The sequence below is a fragment of the Shewanella corallii genome, assembly GCF_023349125.1.
Classification (GTDB): domain Bacteria; phylum Pseudomonadota; class Gammaproteobacteria; order Enterobacterales; family Shewanellaceae; genus Shewanella; species Shewanella corallii.
Genome location: NZ_JAKIKT010000001.1, coordinates 31,335 through 48,584, shown reverse-complemented (window position 1 = coordinate 48,584; position 17,250 = coordinate 31,335). Strand labels below are relative to the sequence as shown.

At 53.0% G+C, this 17,250-nt stretch carries 17 protein-coding genes; 13 read left to right on the top strand and 4 right to left on the bottom strand.

Annotated features, from left to right (window positions below):
- Positions 1–18: 18 nt before the first annotated feature.
- Entirely contained in the window at positions 19–3,264 is a 3,246-nt protein-coding gene (locus L2725_RS00230) for an nSTAND1 domain-containing NTPase (protein WP_249247005.1), read from the bottom strand.
- Between the two features lie 163 nt (positions 3,265–3,427).
- Here L2725_RS00230 and L2725_RS00225 point away from each other — a divergent pair, with 163 nt between their 5' ends.
- Positions 3,428–3,811 carry a gamma-butyrobetaine hydroxylase family protein gene (locus L2725_RS00225; RefSeq protein ID WP_249247004.1) on the top strand — a complete coding sequence of 128 codons (384 nt, stop codon included), beginning with the start codon at positions 3,428–3,430 and terminating at the stop codon, positions 3,809–3,811.
- 4 nt (positions 3,812–3,815) lie between these two features.
- Here the strand turns inward: L2725_RS00225 and L2725_RS00220 are convergent, their stop codons facing one another.
- The 3 genes from L2725_RS00220 to L2725_RS00210 all read right to left on the bottom strand — a co-directional run bounded on the left by L2725_RS00220 (position 3,816) and on the right by L2725_RS00210 (position 5,783).
- Positions 3,816–4,886 carry an MJ1255/VC2487 family glycosyltransferase gene (locus L2725_RS00220; RefSeq protein ID WP_249247003.1) on the bottom strand — a complete coding sequence of 357 codons (1,071 nt, stop codon included), beginning with the start codon at positions 4,884–4,886 and terminating at the stop codon, positions 3,816–3,818.
- Positions 4,887–4,915: 29 nt separating this feature from the next.
- Positions 4,916–5,458: a phosphatase PAP2 family protein gene (locus L2725_RS00215; RefSeq protein ID WP_249247002.1), complete on the bottom strand. Its 543-nt coding sequence runs from the start codon at positions 5,456–5,458 to the stop codon at positions 4,916–4,918.
- A 79-nt stretch (positions 5,459–5,537) separates the two neighbouring features.
- A complete protein-coding gene (locus L2725_RS00210; protein WP_248933851.1) occupies positions 5,538–5,783 on the bottom strand; it encodes a uroporphyrinogen decarboxylase in 246 nt (81 codons plus the stop codon).
- A gap of 283 nt (positions 5,784–6,066) precedes the next feature.
- On the opposite strand from L2725_RS00210, the gene rraA reads away from it, so the two are divergent.
- From rraA to hemB, 12 genes are all read left to right on the top strand, one after another.
- Positions 6,067–6,552, top strand: coding sequence for a ribonuclease E activity regulator RraA (gene rraA / locus L2725_RS00205; protein ID WP_115138337.1), 486 nt, complete (start codon positions 6,067–6,069; stop codon positions 6,550–6,552).
- Between the two features lie 461 nt (positions 6,553–7,013).
- On the top strand, positions 7,014–8,021 hold the full coding sequence (locus L2725_RS00200; RefSeq protein ID WP_249247001.1) for a formimidoylglutamase: 1,008 nt from the start codon (positions 7,014–7,016) through the stop codon (positions 8,019–8,021).
- A 291-nt stretch (positions 8,022–8,312) separates the two neighbouring features.
- On the top strand, positions 8,313–9,068 hold the full coding sequence (ubiE, locus tag L2725_RS00195; protein ID WP_249247000.1) for a bifunctional demethylmenaquinone methyltransferase/2-methoxy-6-polyprenyl-1,4-benzoquinol methylase UbiE: 756 nt from the start codon (positions 8,313–8,315) through the stop codon (positions 9,066–9,068).
- Positions 9,068–9,688, top strand: coding sequence for a ubiquinone biosynthesis accessory factor UbiJ (locus tag L2725_RS00190; RefSeq protein WP_249246999.1), 621 nt, complete (start codon positions 9,068–9,070; stop codon positions 9,686–9,688). The genes ubiE and L2725_RS00190 overlap by 1 nt, the downstream gene beginning before the upstream one ends.
- Positions 9,685–11,334, top strand: coding sequence for a ubiquinone biosynthesis regulatory protein kinase UbiB (gene ubiB / locus L2725_RS00185; RefSeq protein ID WP_249246998.1), 1,650 nt, complete (start codon positions 9,685–9,687; stop codon positions 11,332–11,334). Before L2725_RS00190 ends, ubiB begins: the two co-directional genes overlap by 4 nt.
- Before the next feature lie 63 nt (positions 11,335–11,397).
- The gene (gene tatA, locus L2725_RS00180; RefSeq protein ID WP_249246997.1) at positions 11,398–11,664 is read left to right on the top strand and encodes a Sec-independent protein translocase subunit TatA; all 267 of its coding nucleotides are present in this window, start codon (positions 11,398–11,400) and stop codon (positions 11,662–11,664) included.
- Positions 11,665–11,670: 6 nt separating this feature from the next.
- Positions 11,671–12,105: a Sec-independent protein translocase protein TatB gene (gene tatB, locus L2725_RS00175; protein ID WP_249246996.1), complete on the top strand. Its 435-nt coding sequence runs from the start codon at positions 11,671–11,673 to the stop codon at positions 12,103–12,105.
- Between the two features lie 3 nt (positions 12,106–12,108).
- Positions 12,109–12,861 (top strand): twin-arginine translocase subunit TatC, encoded by a 753-nt coding sequence (gene tatC / locus L2725_RS00170; RefSeq protein WP_115138344.1) that lies wholly within the window; start codon positions 12,109–12,111, stop codon positions 12,859–12,861.
- Between the two features lie 53 nt (positions 12,862–12,914).
- Positions 12,915–13,433, top strand: coding sequence for a hypothetical protein (locus L2725_RS00165; protein ID WP_249246995.1), 519 nt, complete (start codon positions 12,915–12,917; stop codon positions 13,431–13,433).
- Positions 13,434–13,435: 2 nt separating this feature from the next.
- A complete protein-coding gene (locus tag L2725_RS00160) occupies positions 13,436–14,236 on the top strand; it encodes a TatD family hydrolase (RefSeq protein WP_249246994.1) in 801 nt (266 codons plus the stop codon).
- Positions 14,233–16,125, top strand: coding sequence for a sensor domain-containing diguanylate cyclase (locus tag L2725_RS00155; RefSeq protein WP_249246993.1), 1,893 nt, complete (start codon positions 14,233–14,235; stop codon positions 16,123–16,125). Before L2725_RS00160 ends, L2725_RS00155 begins: the two co-directional genes overlap by 4 nt.
- Complete coding sequence (hemB, locus tag L2725_RS00150; protein WP_115138348.1) at positions 16,122–17,132, top strand: porphobilinogen synthase; 1,011 nt, start codon at positions 16,122–16,124, stop codon at positions 17,130–17,132. The genes L2725_RS00155 and hemB overlap by 4 nt, the downstream gene beginning before the upstream one ends.
- Positions 17,133–17,250 lie beyond the last annotated feature (118 nt).

The window sequence follows — 17,250 nt, the reverse complement described above, 5'->3', positions numbered from 1 at the left end:
TCTTCCTTGTTGTTGAAACTACAAATACACAGAGGGCAACTCGCCCTGTCTTGCCAGTCGCTGTTTCAGCGACTCAAGCTTTTGTCCCTCTTCCAAACATTCAAGCGCCTCGATATAGGGCACCAGCAACCTGGGCTCAATTGATTTATCAATCATAGTGGCCAGGCTGGCCTCGACCTCAAAGCAAAGCGCTTTTGACGCCTGAGAGAAATGGCTTTGCTCTATGGTAAACAGGAGCATTTTTGCTGCAGACAAGTCACTGAGCAGACTGGTATCAGCCGATGTTTCCAGATGCAGGCTGGACAGCAAATCCACAGCTATGAGACTTGCTGCCAACGCTTCAGCATCATCGCCACTGAGTAGGTATTGTTCGGCTTTGGCATAACTTAGCAATGCGGCAAGCTTGTCCTGCCTTGCAGCAGACAGCTGAGTGGTATCTATATTGAGTCGACGCTCTATATCGCTGATAGCATTCAGGTCTTGAACGGGTATCAAGCCATGAAGCAACCGAGTGACTTCCAGCACAGCCAGTTCATAGACCCATAACAAATTGTTTGGGTCTTCCTTTAGCACCTCGTATCTGAGTGAAAAAGCTGTATTTAAAGCCAACTTTCCTTTCTGCACTTCACTTTTATAAAAATAAAGGTCTGCCAGTTTTTCAAGCAGATAGCTGCGGCGATCTTTGATGTAAGCGTCTTTATCCCGCTCCAGAGCAGCATCAATCTGCTCGTAAAGCTGTATCCCTGCACTTATCTGCCCCAGATGTACTTTGGACGTGGCCAACCAGGATTGAGTGTTGGCGGTATTGGCCAACAGCTGCTCATTATCCGGTTGTAACTGCAATAAGCGCTCCTGAGTCATCAAGGCCGTCTCAAAATTGATTGTGGCTGAGTCGAAATCCATGCGCTTGAGTGCCAGCGAGCCTAAGGAGCTTTGGGCATAGGAAAGCTCCAGCAGCGCGTCAAAATCCTGCGGCGCAGCCGCTACCATAGCCTCGCTGTGGTCAAGATAAGCCTTAAACCAGGGTCGGGCGGCGTCCCAGTCTGAGTTGTCATACTCCAGCTGCCCCAGCCAAAACGCATTCGCACCCAGGGTTTTAAGCAGTTTCAAGTTCTCGGGCTGAATCTTCGACAACGCCAGCAGTTGTTCCCGGGCGGTCAACAGTGCCTGTTTGGCCTCATCGGTTTTGCCGCGGGAGTAGGCCACTTCGCCTATCGCCTCCAGCGTTTGGCCATGCTGGAAACGGGCGTCGAAACCAACACCCTCGTCCCAATCCGGGCGGCTGAAATACTCCAGCGCCTTGTTGCTGATGCCGTCGAGCAAGTCCATACGACCAATGCCTCTGAGCTTGTCGGCAAAATCCCCCACCATAAAGCCCAGCAGGTTTTCCGCCGCCAGCCGCTTTTCGGTGGCACGCTGCTCAGCCTGCTGACTCTGAACGCCCATGTAGACAGACAGGCAGGTCAACAACAGCAAAGAAGCGGCAATGGCTATTTTGCTCAGCTGCAGTAAACGCTCCCGCCGCTCTGACTCTCTGATATAGGTCATCTCAGACTCGGTTAATACCAGCAGAGGATCGGCTCGCAATTCCTGAGCCTCCTGCAGCGGTTTACCATGGGGTAATAAGTAGTTACGGGACCGCTTTTCATCCAGCCAGCGGCGGGTATGAACAGAGAGCCTGGCCCGGCTTTTGAGCGCATCCTGATGCTGATTAATCCACTCACTGGCTCTGTGCCAGCGCCGTAACAGGGCTTCATGGGCGATGCGGAAACAGCGCTCCCCCTGATACAGGTGAGCCACAAACAAACGGGCGGTCACCAGAGCATCCACCAGACGTCTTTCAGCATCGGTTTGCAGGGCGCTGAACCGGGCGCTGCGGCTGGTCAGTGTCTCCTCGTCTTCGCGGAAACTGACCAGCAGGGAGAGAACTCTCGGCAGGGCTTCGGCATCCTTTTTGGGGAGTTGACTGATGGTTTGCTCGGCGGTCTGGCCTATGGCTCCCTCAAGTCCGCCCAGTGCCTGATAACAACTGACCAGCAGGGTATTGTCCTGTTTGCCCAGATACAGGGCTTCCAGGGTGTACTGCAACATGGGCAGTGCATCGGGGTAGTTGGCGGCTTCCTCCACCAGCAGTTCATCCAGAGTCAGGCCCGACTCAGGATCGGTTTGCCACTCTAATCCGGCGGCCCGCGCGGGCAGTCGTATCATGCGGGCCAGCTCTGCCCTGGATGCCTGGGCCAAATCAAACTGTGCCCCGCGGGCACGTCCTTCAGACAGCGTGGGAAAACTCACCAGTTCAGGGTAAAACTCGTTGCGACAGGCGCTGAGCACCAGTACCGCGCCAGATCCTGCCAGGGTCTCCAGGAGCTCAATAAAGGCGGTCCTGTCCTGTCGGCTGTGTGCCCGGGAGGTAAGCAGCACTTCCAGCCTGTCCACCACCAACGCCAGCCTGGGCATGTCAGGCCCGACTCGCGGCAGGCGTTTTTTGAGGTCTTTCAGCAGCTCAGCAGCATTGTTGCGAAGCTTTTCTGACAGGCTGAAGGCACTTTCGTCAGGGAACAGCCCCTCATCATCCAGCTCCCAATCCAGCATGGCACTGGCCACTGCCATAAACAGCATGCCCTGCTCCACATCGGCAAAATCCACTGTGACATGGGACAATACAGCGACGCCATCAACACCTTCTGGCGCCGCCAGTTTTGGCAGCACTCCAGCCTGCAGCAGTGAAGACTTGCCGCAGCCGCTTGGCCCCAATACCAGACAAAATGCACGGCCATAACGGACCTGGCGCACAATGCGTTCAAGCAGGGCATCCAGCGCCCGCTCACGACCAAAAAACAGATCTGAATACGCCGGTGAGTACGCCTGCAGACCGGGGAAGGGGGATTTTCCCGCCCAGGAAGAGGCTAATTCAGACTGTGGCGCAGGGCTTTGGGGCAGTTGGATATCAGCAAGGATGCGATAGCCTTTGCCGCGAATGGTTTCAATATATGAGGGATTGGATGCACTGTCTCCGAGCGCACGGCGCAGCTGGTTTATCACCTTGTGCAGCGGGTTGTCGCCGCTTTCGAAGGCTGGCCAGACACTGTCCAGTAGCTGTTCGGTGGTAACAAGTTCTCCGGGATGGGCGCAGAGCAACAGCAGCACTTCCATCGCCTTGGGTTCGACGGATTTGGCCCGGCCATGTCGCGCTAATTTGTTGGTGGCCGGCAATACCTGCCATTCACCCAAACCAAACTCTACCCTGTCCATTTGATATGCCATCCCTGAATCAAGGCACCTTTATATCTCATTCAATAACAAAAGTTAATCACACAACCAACAAGTGAAACAATTTGAAAAGAACGGACAGGCTTATCTATGACAAACAGGACAAGTGGCGCTCAAGCGCTTAAAATCAGCTCATCACTCTGGAATGCGAGCAGTCATGAACACTCATCCCAACGTCACAGCACTGAAACTGAAAAAGAAGTCCCGCCTGCTGGAAATCACCTTCAGCGACGGCAGCCAGCACAGCCTGAGCTGTGAGTTTTTGCGGGTGCACTCCCCGTCCGCCGAGGTCCACGGACACGGCAAGCCCGTACTGGTTACCCATAAGAAAGATGTGAACATCAGGGCTATCGAACCCGTGGGAAACTATGCGGTTAAGCTGATCTTCGATGATGGACATGATACCGGCCTCTACTCCTGGAAAGTGCTGTGGGATCTGGCCAGCAACCAGACCACACTGTGGGAACAATATCTGGCCCGTCTGCGCGCAGAGAAAGCCTCCCGCGAGCCGCTGATCGCAATGAATATCAAGTATTCCTGAGCAACTATCCGGCTATGGCAGCGGCATCCCGACGGGATCGCCAGCTGTCGGGCAACTCCACTGCCGACCACAGATCACGGCACAGCTCCGCAGAATTATCCCACCTTCCAGCCAACAACCAGTGCACCAGTTTATCTGCAACACAGGGGTAATTGATGGGCTGGGGAGACAACTGCTTCAGCCAGCGTTCAAGGGTGACAGGGTCGAGACTCATCATGGTCTCAGCCGCTCCCAATAACTCCAACGCCGCCACATTGGACAGCTGCTCAAACTGACCGATAACCGGCTTAACCAGCAGCTTCTTTCCTAATGTCAGCGCTTCGCTGGCCAGTTCAAATCCGGCATTACCTATCACACCACCGCAGCTTGCCAGTTGCGCCTTAAAACCATCCCGGTCAAACCCGTGCCACTCGATATGTGGAGGCAATGCGTCCGGCTTTATGCCTGCGTGATACACCTTAAAGCTGTAGTCAATGTGAGGTGCCAGCAGGGTGGCAATAGATTCGGGAGACTCAAAGGGCAGATACACCAGAATATGATGGGGGAACTCCTGCTGCACGGGGCTGACTTCAACAAAAGGCGGCAGAATGGGAAAGCCAAAGTGATGCCAGTGACAACCCAACGCAATGTCTACCGGAGCAAAGTAGTTCAACAGCTTTTCGTTAAGCCAGGTATCGCCGACTTTGGGCACGGGATACTTAAGGGCAGCCTGATGACTTATCCCCAGAGAGGGCACTCCTTGCCGACGGGCTGCCCAGGCGGAAACCGGCTCAAAGTCGTTGAGTACCAGATCATAACCTGACAGATCCAGCGAGTTGATCTCCCGCCACCATCCCAGGTTCAGATTTTTCAATACCGTCTTGCCCGGCGAGATAGAGCCGCTGCAGGTGACAAATGTCAGCCCTCTGGCAACCCGGTAGTCGCCGAACGCCTGCATATCAAAAAACTGATCCGTCGCCCGGCCGCTGAACAGGTAGTCGACCTCAACGCCCTGCCTGGCCAGCGCATCAGCCATCACTCTGGCGCGGCTCAGGTGTCCATTGCCTGTGCCCTGCACTCCATACAATATTTTCATTGGCTCATATCCCCTCTTTCTTCCCTGAATCAGGCGACCAGCAAGGTTGCCGGGACCAATCCAAATGCGCCGATCCCCAAAGCGGCCCCGGCCACAATATCCAATGGGTAATGCACCCCCAAACCTATACGGGAGAGGCCAACCATCGCCGCCCAGGCAAAGGCCAGAGGCGCAAAGACGGGGTAAACCGCCAATATCGCACTGGCGTATACACAGGCGCCCGCGGTATGACCGGATGGCAAACTGAATCTGTCTGAGGGTTCAAAATCGATTTTCAGCCCCAGTGCCTGATGGCATGGACGGGTTCGACGTATGCTGTTTTTGAGCAGCCAATAAAGGGGGAGTTCAATGGCAAATCCGGCGGCCAACAGCAGAAAAAAATGCTGACCTTTTTCGCTCAGCCCGAGCAGAGCCAATGCCGTCACCAGATAAACAGGGCCATCGGCGGTCGCCGATAGTCGCCTGAGCCAACGCAGGCTGTTATATCGGTGAAACCAGCCAACTATGGTGCAATAGAGACGCTTGTCCTGTTCACTTAACAGCTTTGCCGGAGCCAGGAATAATAGCCGCACTTGCGTGCCTCCAGTCAGATTGATTCTGACTCAGGCTAAGTTTGAGGCATGACGCGAACGTGACAGTTTGCCTACAGATTTATGAAACCGCAGAGTGATCCCGGGCCGCCCGGGCACGGTAAATCTTAATCAGGTGGTAGATATTGATGCAGGCGACAAAGGCATTCATCCCCGCCACCGGCCAGGCGGTGATGGCGACGCCATAAATGACAAACAGAGAGCAGCCGATAAAGTTAAGCCAGCGCAGCCAGATAATATCTTTCATCATGAGTGAAATGGCCACCATGACTGATGCAGCATAACCAGTAATTTCTACGGTATCCATTTGGCCTCCGGCAACATTTGGCTTTCCATGGCAGTCTAACAAAGGGATGATTAAAAATCCCCCGCATGTCGGGTTTGCCATCGGATAATATGTTGTCATGATGAGGATTTGTCGCATCAAGCCAGATAAAACCTGACAAATCAGTCTGCTGAAAGCTTGTGTGACAAGCCGCACAAAATTGCGGCAATACCGTGATTGATGACGCTTTAATTTTTAAGATTCCCTTATATACTGCGATAAGTAGCCATGCCCAATATCAGGGTGCGTCAAACAGGAGTGCTATATGGAATACAACACCTCAGAACTTTGTGACATGTTCCTGGATGTGGTCGATGTCGTCGAGCCGATGTTCAGCAACTATGGTGGTTGTAGCTCTTTTGGTGGTGCTATCAGCACCGTGAAATGCTTTGAAGACAACGGTGTGATTGCCGATGTGCTCTCTGAAGACGGCGAAGGCCGGGTATTGCTGGTTGACGGTGGCGGTTCGCTGCGTCGCGCACTGCTGGATGCCAATCTGGCAGAGACAGCAGTAGCCAATAACTGGGAAGGCATTCTGGTTTATGGTTGTGTGCGTGATGTCGATGCCCTGGAAGAGTTTGATATTGGTATTCAGGCTATCGCCTCAATTCCGGTAGGTGCTGACAATAACGGCGTGGGTGAAGTTGATGTACCGGTGAATTTTGGTGGCGTCACCTTCCTGCCCGGTGACCATGTCTACGCCGACAACACAGGCGTTATCCTGTCGCCTGAGCCCCTGGATATTGAATAAAGAGCGATTGAATAACGCGCCACAGCAACGCGATACACCGCCGGAAGGGAGCCATTGGCTCCCTTTTTGTTTGCGCTATTTTTCTCAATTTACACGCAGCACAATGAAAGCTGGGTAATGAATACTAGGGGCTGTTAACCTTTGAGAATGGTTTTGCAGCTTTTTGTCGTTGTTTTATACAAAGCAACGCGATTGTGGTGTAGTGCCCTACATAAATGAGCGTTAATGCAGTAGAAAGCGACGACAAACGCTGCCCGAAGGGCTCGGCTATACGCGCTTTACTCTTTGTTGCAAGGTATTTGCTTAGGCCCCTAGGCGGCACACCTTGCGTCGCGATTAAAGCGCGTCTATCTCGAGCAAAATTCAACCTTGAAAGGTCAACAGCCCCTAGCTTGCTTGTAATCCCCCGTCACCACAGTGAAAATAGCGGCCATCGCCAAAATTTATATGGACTGGCCCAAATGGATGCACTGACACTTTTCCCCAAGGAACTGCTTGATTCCCTGATCTCCCCAAGGCCGGGAGAAACCAAACTGGGCCAATGCTTTGCCCTGCTCGACAGCTTTACCCCACAGGCACTCAACCAGGCCAAAGCCAATGGTGCCCGCTATGCCTTGCTGGGTGTCAGTGAAGATGTAGGCCCCCGGGCCAATCTGGGTCAGGGTGGCGCCGACCACAGCTTTACTCCTGCCATCAAAGCCTTTGCCAACCTGCAGTCCAACCGCTTTTTCGATGGTGAACAGTGCCTGTTGGTCGGTCATATCAGTTTAAGCCACCCTCAAATTGAGGACGAACTGGACGCACTGCGCCTGGCAGTAGCACAGCTGGACGATGCCGTGACTCAGACTGTCACTATGCTGCTCACTGCCGGACTGGTACCTGTGGTGATTGGTGGTGGTCATAACAATGCCTATGGCTTGCTGCGGGCGACCTCTGAGCATCATGGTAAAGGTGTGGCAGCGGTGAATCTGGATCCCCACTGCGATTTCCGCCCTTTGGAAGGCCGTCACAGTGGCAATGGCTTCAGCTATGCCGCCGATCAGGGATATCTGGCTCAGTATCATATTCTGGGACTGCATGAACAGAAAAACAGCGAAGCCAGTCTGCAACAGCTTGAAGCTTTTGGGGGCAGCTGGCACAGCTTTCAGGATATCTGGGTACGTCGCACGATTTCGCTGGAAAACGCGCTGACGCAGATCATTGAGGCCAATAATAAGCAGCCTGTGGGGCTGGAGCTGGATCTGGATGCCATCAGTGAGTTGCCCTCCAGCGCCATCACTTTTGCCGGTGTGCCTCTGACAGATGCCTGCCACTATATTTCCTCCCTGGCGACCCACTGCCCCTGCGCTTATCTGCATCTGGCAGAAGCGGCGCCGGCACGTCATCCCGCCGGTATCGAAGCGGGTAAAAGAGTCACAGGTCAGGCTATTGCCGAGCTGCTGCTGGCTTATATGAGCGGCAAGCCCTAGTTTTCATTGGCTTGCCGCAATAAACCTCAAGTAGAAAGATGACGTATGTTACGTATCGCTAAATCTTACAGCTTGGTTATAATGCGGCATGCCTTGCCAAACCCGTGCGCTGTGTCAGGTTTTTCCAGCAAATATGACTCTGCGCGCCGAATTGGTGAGCAAAGGCAGTGATGCCGACATAACAGGAAAGTTAATTACCAACTCGATCACAGAGTGGGGCGTCAAAGTTACCCGGTATATCCCCTTTGACATACACTCGCTGTACATCATCGATACAACAGGAAGCAATCAATGTCTGAGGACAAGTCATCCAGTACCCACTTCGGATATAAAACCGTAGAGTCGGAAAAGAAAGCCGATATGGTTGCCGACGTATTCCACTCAGTAGCCGCCAAATACGACATTATGAATGACGTGATGTCCTTCGGTATTCACAGGCTCTGGAAACGATTCACCATTGAGACGGCTGCAGCCCGTCCGGGTATGAAGGTGCTGGATCTGGCCGGTGGTACCGGTGATTTGACCGCAAAGTTCTCCCAGCTGGTTGGTGAAAAAGGTGAGGTTATCCTGGCCGATATCAACGACTCCATGCTGAAAGTGGGCCGCTCTAAACTGCGCGACCGTGGCATTGTGGGCAATGTGAACTATGTTCAGGCCAACGCTGAAGCCCTGCCTTTCCCTGATAACCATTTCGATATCATCACCATTGCCTTTGGTCTACGCAACGTGACCGACAAGGACAAAGCCCTGCGTTCTATGCAGCGTGTACTGAAGCCGGGTGGTAAATTGCTAGTGCTGGAGTTTTCCAAGCCGCAGCACGATTTGATGCGCAAGGTGTACGACATGTACAGCTTCAAAATCCTGCCTAAGATGGGTGATATCATCACTCAGGATGCCGGTAGCTATGAGTATCTGGCTGAGTCTATCCGTATGCACCCGGATCAGGAGACGTTGAAGCAGATGATGCTCGACGCCGGTTTCGAGCAGGTGGATTACACCAACATGACTGACGGCATCGTCGCCCTGCACAAAGGGTACAAGTTCTGATGTTGCAGCGGGAGTGGCCTTTGTTGGTTTGTGCCGCCGCCGAGTCCGGCATTAACCGGATGATTCAGCAGGCTCCGGCGGAATATGCCAGAGCTCAGCTGGATGGTAAGTCGGTGACAATGGAACTGACTCAGCTTTCCTTCCCTCTGACCCTGATATTCAGCGGCCAGCGTGCTCAGGTACTGAGCCGTTATGAAGGTGATGTCAGCGTCAGTGTGAAAGCGGATGCAGCCACTCTGATTAAGCTGGGCGAAGGCGCTCAGCTGACTGAATTAATTAAGCAGGACAAGCTGTCTCTGGACGGTGACCTGGCGACCCTACAGGCGTTGAGTCAGTTCCTGCAGCAAAACCCGCTGGATTTTGCTGAACCCATTTCCCACTACCTGGGAGATGCACCTACCCATAAACTCTTCGAAACGCTCAAGTCCGGTCAGATGTTCGCACTCAAGGTACTCCAGGGTACCCGTGATCATTTAAGTGAACTGGCGACCGAAGAGTACCGCATCGCTCCGGGTCGACTGGAGTATCTGCACTTCAAAGACAGACTCGAAGATCTGTGCCGTGATGTCGACAACATAGACACCCGGATACAACAACTGACAGACAAGGTAAAACCATGACAGGCGCCAGCTTCCGCCGTGGCTACCAGGTTATCCGCACTGCGCTGCAGTATGGCCTGGATGACATGCTACCGGCGAAACTCACTCCCTGGTACTACAAACTTCTGCGAGGCAGCCTATTCTGGTTGCGCAATCAACATAAAGACAAGCCCTCCGGCGAACGCCTGAAACTGGCAATGCAGGAATTGGGACCGGTTTACATTAAATTCGGTCAGATGTTGTCTACCCGCAGAGACCTGTTGAGCGATGAGTGGGCAGAAGAGCTGGCCATGCTGCAGGACAGAGTTCCACCTTTCTGCTCAACCCTGGCCCGTGAAGCCATTGAAGCTGAGTTGGGACAATCCATCGACAGCCTGTTTGATGATTTCGACGATGAACCTCTGGCCTCAGCCTCCATCAGTCAGGTCCATACCGCCACACTGAAGCGCACCGGCGAGCCTGTGGTACTCAAGGTACTGCGCCCCAATGTGGAAGTTCAGGTGAAAGCGGATCTGGAACTCATGACCCAAAGCGCCCGCTTTGTTGAATGGGTTCTGGGTGACGGCAACCGTCTGCGTCCACTGGAAGTGGTGCAGGATTATGAGAACACCATTCTGGGTGAGCTGAACCTCAAGCTGGAAGCCCACAACGCCATGAAGCTGCGGGGTAATTTCCAGGATTCAGACGCCATCTATATTCCCTATGTCTACGAAGATCTCTGCTATCCCCGGCTGATGGTGATGGAGAAGGTCGAAGGTATTCCGGTTTCCGATATCGAGGCGCTGACAGCTCAGGGCACCAACTTCAAGCTGCTGGCAGAACGCGGAGTAGAGCTGTTCTTTACTCAAGTGTTTCGCGATAACTTCTTCCATGCGGATATGCACCCGGGCAATATTTTTGTCTCCCGTGATCACCCGGACAACCCTTACTATATAGGTTTGGACTGCGGCATCATGGGCACACTGACTGAGGAAGACCAGCGCTATCTGGCCGAGAACTTCCTGGCCTTCTTCAACCGCGACTACAAGCGTATTGCCCAGCTGTATGTGGAGTCCGGCTGGGTATCCGCCAACACAGATGTGCCCGCCTTTGAGCAGGCAATCAAGGCGGTATGTGAACCTATGTTCAACAAACCGCTGAATGAGATCTCTTTTGGTCACGTACTGCTGGAGCTGTTCCGCACCGCCCGCCGCTTCGACATAGTGGTGCAGCCGCAACTGGTATTGCTGGAAAAAACCCTGCTTTATATTGAAGGTTTGGGACGCCAGCTTTACCCGGAGCTTGACCTGTGGGCCACCGCCAAGCCATTTCTTGAAAACTGGATGGCTGAGCAGGTCGGTGCCAAAGCAATGTTCAAAAAAGTGCAATCCAAGGCCCCCTACTGGTCTGATAAACTCCCTGAGCTTCCTGAGCTGGTGTATGACAATCTCAAGCTGGGTAAGAAGTTAATGGGTAATTACCAACAGCTCATTGACCGTTACTTAAGTCATCAAGAAAGAGCTCATAAAAGTAACTACCTGCTGATAACTTCTGCCGTTTTGGTGATCTGCGGCACGATATTGTTCGGACAGATGGATACACTATGGCTTCCTTGCGCCTGTATTGTGACCGGCGCAGCAGTGTGGCTTTTGGGATGGCGAGCCAGGCCTCGAAAGCGAAAATTTTAGGTAGCACTAAACAACTAAAGGTTCATAATAGAACCGATACTTAATCTAAGAGGAAAGCTTCACATGGGTGGCATTAGTATTTGGCAACTTCTGATTATCGCGCTGATCGTAGTACTGCTGTTCGGTACCAAGAAACTGCGTACCCTGGGTGGTGACCTGGGCGGTGCAATCAAGGGGTTCAAGAACGCCATGTCTTCTGAAGACGAGAAAAAGGCTCTTGAAGAGCAGAAAGCTCAGCAAGCTGCTCCACAACAGACCGCAGCTCAGCAGCAGCCAGAGCAGACTGCACAACCAGCTCAAAAAGCTGAAGAGAAGAAAGAACAGGCGTAATTTTCTATGTTCGATGGTATCGGCTTTATGGAGCTGCTGCTCATCGGTATTATCGGCCTGGTGGTACTGGGCCCTGAGAGATTACCGGTGGCAGTTCGCTCAATCACAGGTTGGATCCGTGCGATGAAACGCATGGCTAACTCAGTGAAAGATGAGTTGGAACAAGAGCTGAAAATTGAACAACTGCACAATGACCTGAAACAAGCAGAGTCAAAGGGGCTGTCTAACCTGTCCCCTGAGTTGCAGGAGTCCATTGATCAGCTTAAGCAGGCTGCTCAGTCGGTGAACCGCCCTTATCAGGTTGACGATGTGCTCGACAACCAGAAAAAGCAGGAATCAGCACCCTCTGCCGCGCCAGCGAACACCACTTCATCCGCACAGGCTACTCAGACCGGCAACACTGCTGACTCTGCAGATAACAAGCCTCAAGCAAACGGATAATCGATGTCGCAACAACAACCTTTAATCGCACACTTGCTGGAGCTGCGCACACGCCTGTTGCATGCCGTTGCTGCTGTGATGCTGGTGTTTCTCTGCCTGGTTTACTGGGCGCAGGACATCTATCACTATGTAGCAACGCCGCTGCTGGAAGTGATGCCACAAAGCGGCAGCATGATTGCTACCGATGTGGCTGCGCCATTCTTCGCGCCCTTTAAGCTGACACTGATCCTGTCGTTTTTTATTGCCATTCCCTACGTGCTTTATCAGATCTGGGCGTTTATCGCACCCGGCCTGTACAAGCATGAAAAACGACTGGTAATGCCTCTGCTGTTCAGCAGTACTATGCTGTTCTATCTGGGCATGGCGTTCGCTTATTTTATTGTGTTCCCGGTTGTGTTCGGCTTCTTCACCAGTGTCGCGCCGGAAGGGGTTAACATTGCAACCGATATCAACAGCTACCTGAGCTTCGTGCTTAAGCTGTTCTTCGCATTCGGTCTGTCATTTGAAATCCCTGTGGCTGTGGTACTGCTGTGCTGGGCCGGTGTGACCTCAGTGGAAGACCTGAAAGAGAAGCGCCCTTACATAGTTGTTGGTGCCTTCGTAGTTGGTATGTTGTTGACACCGCCAGACGTGATCTCTCAGACCATGTTGGCCGTGCCTATGCTGCTTTTGTTTGAAGCCGGATTGCTTGCTGCTCGTTTTTACAGTAAAACTGACAGCGAAGATGAATCCGACGAACAAGAACACGCCAACTGATCCGACTGCAGTACTGCGGATCTCCCGGCTGTAAAACAATAAGGATGCTGTGTATGCGTTTTGCAGGGATTTCCGCCGTTTGCCTTTTATTGTCAACTCAGGCCTTTGCCTCGGTTGAAACTCAATTGACCCAATGTGCCACCATTAGCGATAAGCTGGACAGGCTTATCTGTTACGACAAGCTGGCGGCCGCTGTCGGTCACTCCTCCTCCCAACCTGCTGTTGTTTCTGCTCCAGCCAAGCCAGCCGTCGCCCCAGTACCTGCGGCCCCGGTGGCAGCACCTGTTGCTGTAGTCAGTGCTGAAGAGCAGTTTGGTAATGAAAACAAAGCCAAAAGACAACAAGCGGAAGAGATAGAAAAGCTCTACTTCGAAGTTGCTTCGGTTGATAAAGACCCCTATGGTCGCCTGCAGCTGACCTTCAGCAATGGCCAGAAGTGGAAGCAAACCGAAAGCCGCCGTTTTAAGGTGAAAGCAGGCCAGACCGTGTTTATTGAACGCGCCGCGCTGGGCTCTTTCCTGATGGGAATGGATGACCGTAACAGCACTATCAGGGTCAAACGCATTAAGTAAATATGTCCGACCACATAGACATCGCTGTCAATCTGATTGGCAGCGCCCTTGAATCGAATCTCGACACTGTTGTAGCTGAAGCCGAAGCAGCCGGTGTTTCTCCTCTGATTGTTATCGGCAGTTCTCTGGCAGAAAGCCGTCAGGCCATTGAGGCATGTCAGGGGTATCCCGGCAAGCTCTACGCCACCGCTGGCGTGCACCCTCACCATGCCAGCAGCTGGAATGAGTCCAGCTACGACGAGAACCGTGCACTGTGCGCCAATACTTGCGTAGTGGCTGTGGGCGAGTGTGGTCTGGACTATAACCGCGACTTTTCTCCAAGAGACAAACAGCGTGAAGCCTTTGCCGCTCAACTTAAGCTGGCAGTGGAGTTGCAGTTGCCCGTTTTAATGCATGAGCGGGATGCCCATGCAGATTTTCTGGCAATTCTGAAAGAGTACAGACCCCATTTGGTAGATGCCGTACTGCACTGTTTTACCGGTAACCGTGAGTCCCTTGAAGCTTATCTGCAGCAGGATATTTATCTTGGGATTACCGGCTGGGTGTGCGACGAGCGTCGTGGTCAGGAGCTGGCCGAAATAGTGCCTTTAATCCCTGACGACCGCATTATGATAGAGACGGACAGTCCCTACCTGCTGCCCCGCAGCATGCGCCCCAAGCCAAAATCCAGCAAAAACCTGCCTAAGTACCTGCCCTATATCGCTGAGTACATTGCCGGCCTGCGTCGCCAGCAACCGGATCAGTTTGCCGCCAGAACCCTGGCCAACAGTCGCCGTTTCTTCCGCCTGGATGCCCTGCCATGAAACACCTGATGTTGTTGCTGGCCTGGGTATGGGTGCTCGTTGCACCGACTGCGCAGGCCAAAGATGAGCTGGAGATCAATGACTCATCACAGCCACGTATAGCCCTGAATCAGTGGATGGATATCAGCACTAAAGAGGTGATGAGCCTTAATGCGCTGATGCGTCTGTCTGAGGATGACTGGCAACCTCTTAAAACCGGTGACACAGAAAGAATTGGTGTCAGCCAATTCTGGTTCAGGTTGAAGGTTGCCAACGGTCTGGGCTACAACTACCGCATCCTGTCTCTTAATAATCCTCTGCTGGATCGCATTGAGATCTTCCATCTTGAAAATGGCCGCTTGATTGATCAGGCCATTATGGGGGACAGCTTACCCTTCTCCCAGCGGCCGGTAAAAAGCACAGGTTTCCTGTTCCCCATCGAGATGGAGCCCAACTCTGAGCATACTCTGTATGTTCGGATTGACTCCCGTGGCGCCGCGCACCTGAACTTTATGCTGCTGTCACCAAAATTGATGTACCAGCAGATGGAATCCTATCTGCTGCTCAATGGTGCCCAGCTTGGCGCGCTGGCTGCGATAGGTCTGTTCTCCCTGTTTATTGCCCTGACCTCCAAATCATTCAGTTACGCCTATTACTCGGGCTATGTGCTGAGTATGACCCTGCTGGTTGCGGCCATTAATGGCTTTGCTTTTCGCTTTCTGTGGCCCTCGCTGCCGCAGATGCAACTGTACGCAATCCCCTTTCTAATCCCGCTGGTGATGGCCTTCGCCGTCATGTTTACCGAGAAATTACTGCAACTTAAACGTCATAGTGTGCGTCAGTTACAGCTTTCCAGAGCGACGGCGGCCATCGCCGTATTGATCAGCCTTATCTCGCCGTTGATGCCCTATGATCTGGCGATACGTATCCAAATCATTATGGTACTGGCCATCAGCAGCATGTTGATGTTCTTCGCCATTCGTCAGGCGATTAAGGGTGACAGGCTGGCCAGGCTCTACAGCATTGGCTGGTGCACCATGTTGGCAGGAGCCCTGTACACAGGACTCTTGTATCTGGGTATACTCCATGCCGACTACAAACCACAGTTGCCAGTAATGGTTGGGCTGACATTTGAGGTGGTGTTTATGGCCGCCGTGTTGGCTATTCGCTACAACGATGAACGCCGTGCCAAACAGGCGATGCAAGAGAAGGCACTGGAACAGGCCCAGCGGCTGCAGGACCTCAGAGAGGAAGCCCTGCGGGATGAAGAGAAGACCAAGCAGCAATTGGAGCGCATGGTGCAGGAGCGCACCCTGGAGCTGGAAATCACCCTGCGAGAGTTGAATGAAGCCAACCAAAAGCTCACTGAAAAAGCGACGGTGGACAGCCTGACTCAGCTGAAAAACCGCCGTGCCTTTGATAAACGCCTGGTGGCAGAAGGTCGCATTAGCCGGCGTCAGCAAACCGCGCTGTCACTGCTGATGGCAGACGTCGATCACTTTAAGGCTATCAACGACAGTTATGGCCATCTTGCCGGTGATGAAATTTTGCGCCAGGTGGCAGAGTTACTTCAGTCACAACTTAAGCGCCCAAGTGATCTGCTGTCACGTTTTGGGGGTGAGGAGTTTGCTATCATACTGCCCAACACCTCTGCCGAGGGGGCAATTCTGCTGGCTGAACAGATACGTGAAGCCGTGTTAGACGCCGATATTGAGTGGGAGGGCAAAGCCATTCCACTGACCATCAGTGTCGGGGTCAGTGCCGCTATTATTGAGTCCGATGAGCACCCGACAGAGTTACTAGAGCAAGCGGATAAGGCCCTGTACCAGGCCAAGCAAACAGGCCGTAACAAGGTGTGCCTCTATTCGCCAAAGGACACGACAGTCACCGAATTCAGGAGTCGAATGTGAATATCATTACCAGTGCTTTTCCCAACCGCAGAATGCGCCGTATGCGCAAGCACGATTTCAGCCGCCGCTTGATGGCTGAAAATCAGCTGACGGTGAACGACCTTATTTATCCTATGTTCGTGTTGGAAGGTAACAACCGTACTGAGCAGGTTGCTTCCATGCCGGGTGTTGAGCGCTACTCCATTGACCTGCTGCTGAAAGAGGCGGAAGAGCTGGTTGAACTGGGTATCCCTATGATTGCCCTGTTCCCGGTCACTCCTTCAGAGAAAAAATCTCTGATGGCTGAAGAAGCCTATAACGCCGATGCGCTGGCTCAGCGTGCAGTACGTGAACTCAAGCGTGAATTCCCTGAACTGGGCATTATGACCGACGTGGCGCTGGATCCCTTCACTACCCACGGTCAGGACGGCATCATCGACGATACCGGTTATATCCTGAATGACATCACCACAGAGATTCTGGTGAAGCAGGCCCTGTCTCACGCCGAGGCCGGTGCTGATGTGGTTGCTCCTTCCGACATGATGGACGGCCGTATCGGTGCCATCCGTCAGGCACTGGAAGAGGCCGGTCATGTCAACACCCAGATTATGGCTTACAGCGCCAAGTACTCTTCCAACTACTATGGTCCATTCCGTGATGCAGTTGGTTCAGCCGGTAACCTGAAGGGCGGTAACAAGCACAGCTATCAGATGGATCCTGCCAACAGCGACGAAGCCCTGCATGAAGTGGCTTTGGACATTCAGGAAGGCGCTGACATGGTGATGGTGAAGCCAGGTATGCCTTATCTGGATATCGTTCGCCGCGTGAAGACAGAGCTGGCGGTACCCACTTTCGCTTATCAGGTCAGTGGCGAGTACGCTATGCACATGGCAGCCATTCAGAACGGCTGGCTGTCTGAAAAGGCAGTGATCATGGAATCCCTGCTGTGCTTCAAGCGTGCCGGTGCCGATGGCATTCTGACCTACTTTGCCAAGCAGGCTGCACAGTGGCTGAAAGAAGCCAGATAATCGCCTGAACCAGGTAAAACGCCGCTGCATTCAGCGGCGTTTTTGTATCTGTGATATCACCAGTTAATCTTTTATAAACAAAGTGATCCAGCTAACATTCAGGGCCTCTACCGCTGGG

Excerpts from the sequence above, each read along its gene's own strand:
- L2725_RS00230 (WP_249247005.1), bottom strand. The coding sequence starts at position 3,264 with ATGGCATATCAAATGGACAGGGTAGAGTTTGGTTTGGGTGAATGGCAG.
- L2725_RS00225 (WP_249247004.1), top strand. The coding sequence starts at position 3,428 with ATGAACACTCATCCCAACGTCACAGCACTGAAACTGAAAAAGAAGTCC.
- L2725_RS00220 (WP_249247003.1), bottom strand. The coding sequence starts at position 4,886 with ATGAAAATATTGTATGGAGTGCAGGGCACAGGCAATGGACACCTGAGC.
- L2725_RS00210 (WP_248933851.1), bottom strand. The coding sequence starts at position 5,783 with ATGGATACCGTAGAAATTACTGGTTATGCTGCATCAGTCATGGTGGCC.
- rraA (WP_115138337.1), top strand. The coding sequence starts at position 6,067 with ATGGAATACAACACCTCAGAACTTTGTGACATGTTCCTGGATGTGGTC.
- L2725_RS00200 (WP_249247001.1), top strand. The coding sequence starts at position 7,014 with ATGGATGCACTGACACTTTTCCCCAAGGAACTGCTTGATTCCCTGATC.
- ubiE (WP_249247000.1), top strand. The coding sequence starts at position 8,313 with ATGTCTGAGGACAAGTCATCCAGTACCCACTTCGGATATAAAACCGTA.
- L2725_RS00190 (WP_249246999.1), top strand. The coding sequence starts at position 9,068 with ATGTTGCAGCGGGAGTGGCCTTTGTTGGTTTGTGCCGCCGCCGAGTCC.
- ubiB (WP_249246998.1), top strand. The coding sequence starts at position 9,685 with ATGACAGGCGCCAGCTTCCGCCGTGGCTACCAGGTTATCCGCACTGCG.
- tatA (WP_249246997.1), top strand. The coding sequence starts at position 11,398 with ATGGGTGGCATTAGTATTTGGCAACTTCTGATTATCGCGCTGATCGTA.
- tatB (WP_249246996.1), top strand. The coding sequence starts at position 11,671 with ATGTTCGATGGTATCGGCTTTATGGAGCTGCTGCTCATCGGTATTATC.
- tatC (WP_115138344.1), top strand. The coding sequence starts at position 12,109 with ATGTCGCAACAACAACCTTTAATCGCACACTTGCTGGAGCTGCGCACA.
- L2725_RS00165 (WP_249246995.1), top strand. The coding sequence starts at position 12,915 with ATGCGTTTTGCAGGGATTTCCGCCGTTTGCCTTTTATTGTCAACTCAG.
- L2725_RS00160 (WP_249246994.1), top strand. The coding sequence starts at position 13,436 with ATGTCCGACCACATAGACATCGCTGTCAATCTGATTGGCAGCGCCCTT.
- L2725_RS00155 (WP_249246993.1), top strand. The coding sequence starts at position 14,233 with ATGAAACACCTGATGTTGTTGCTGGCCTGGGTATGGGTGCTCGTTGCA.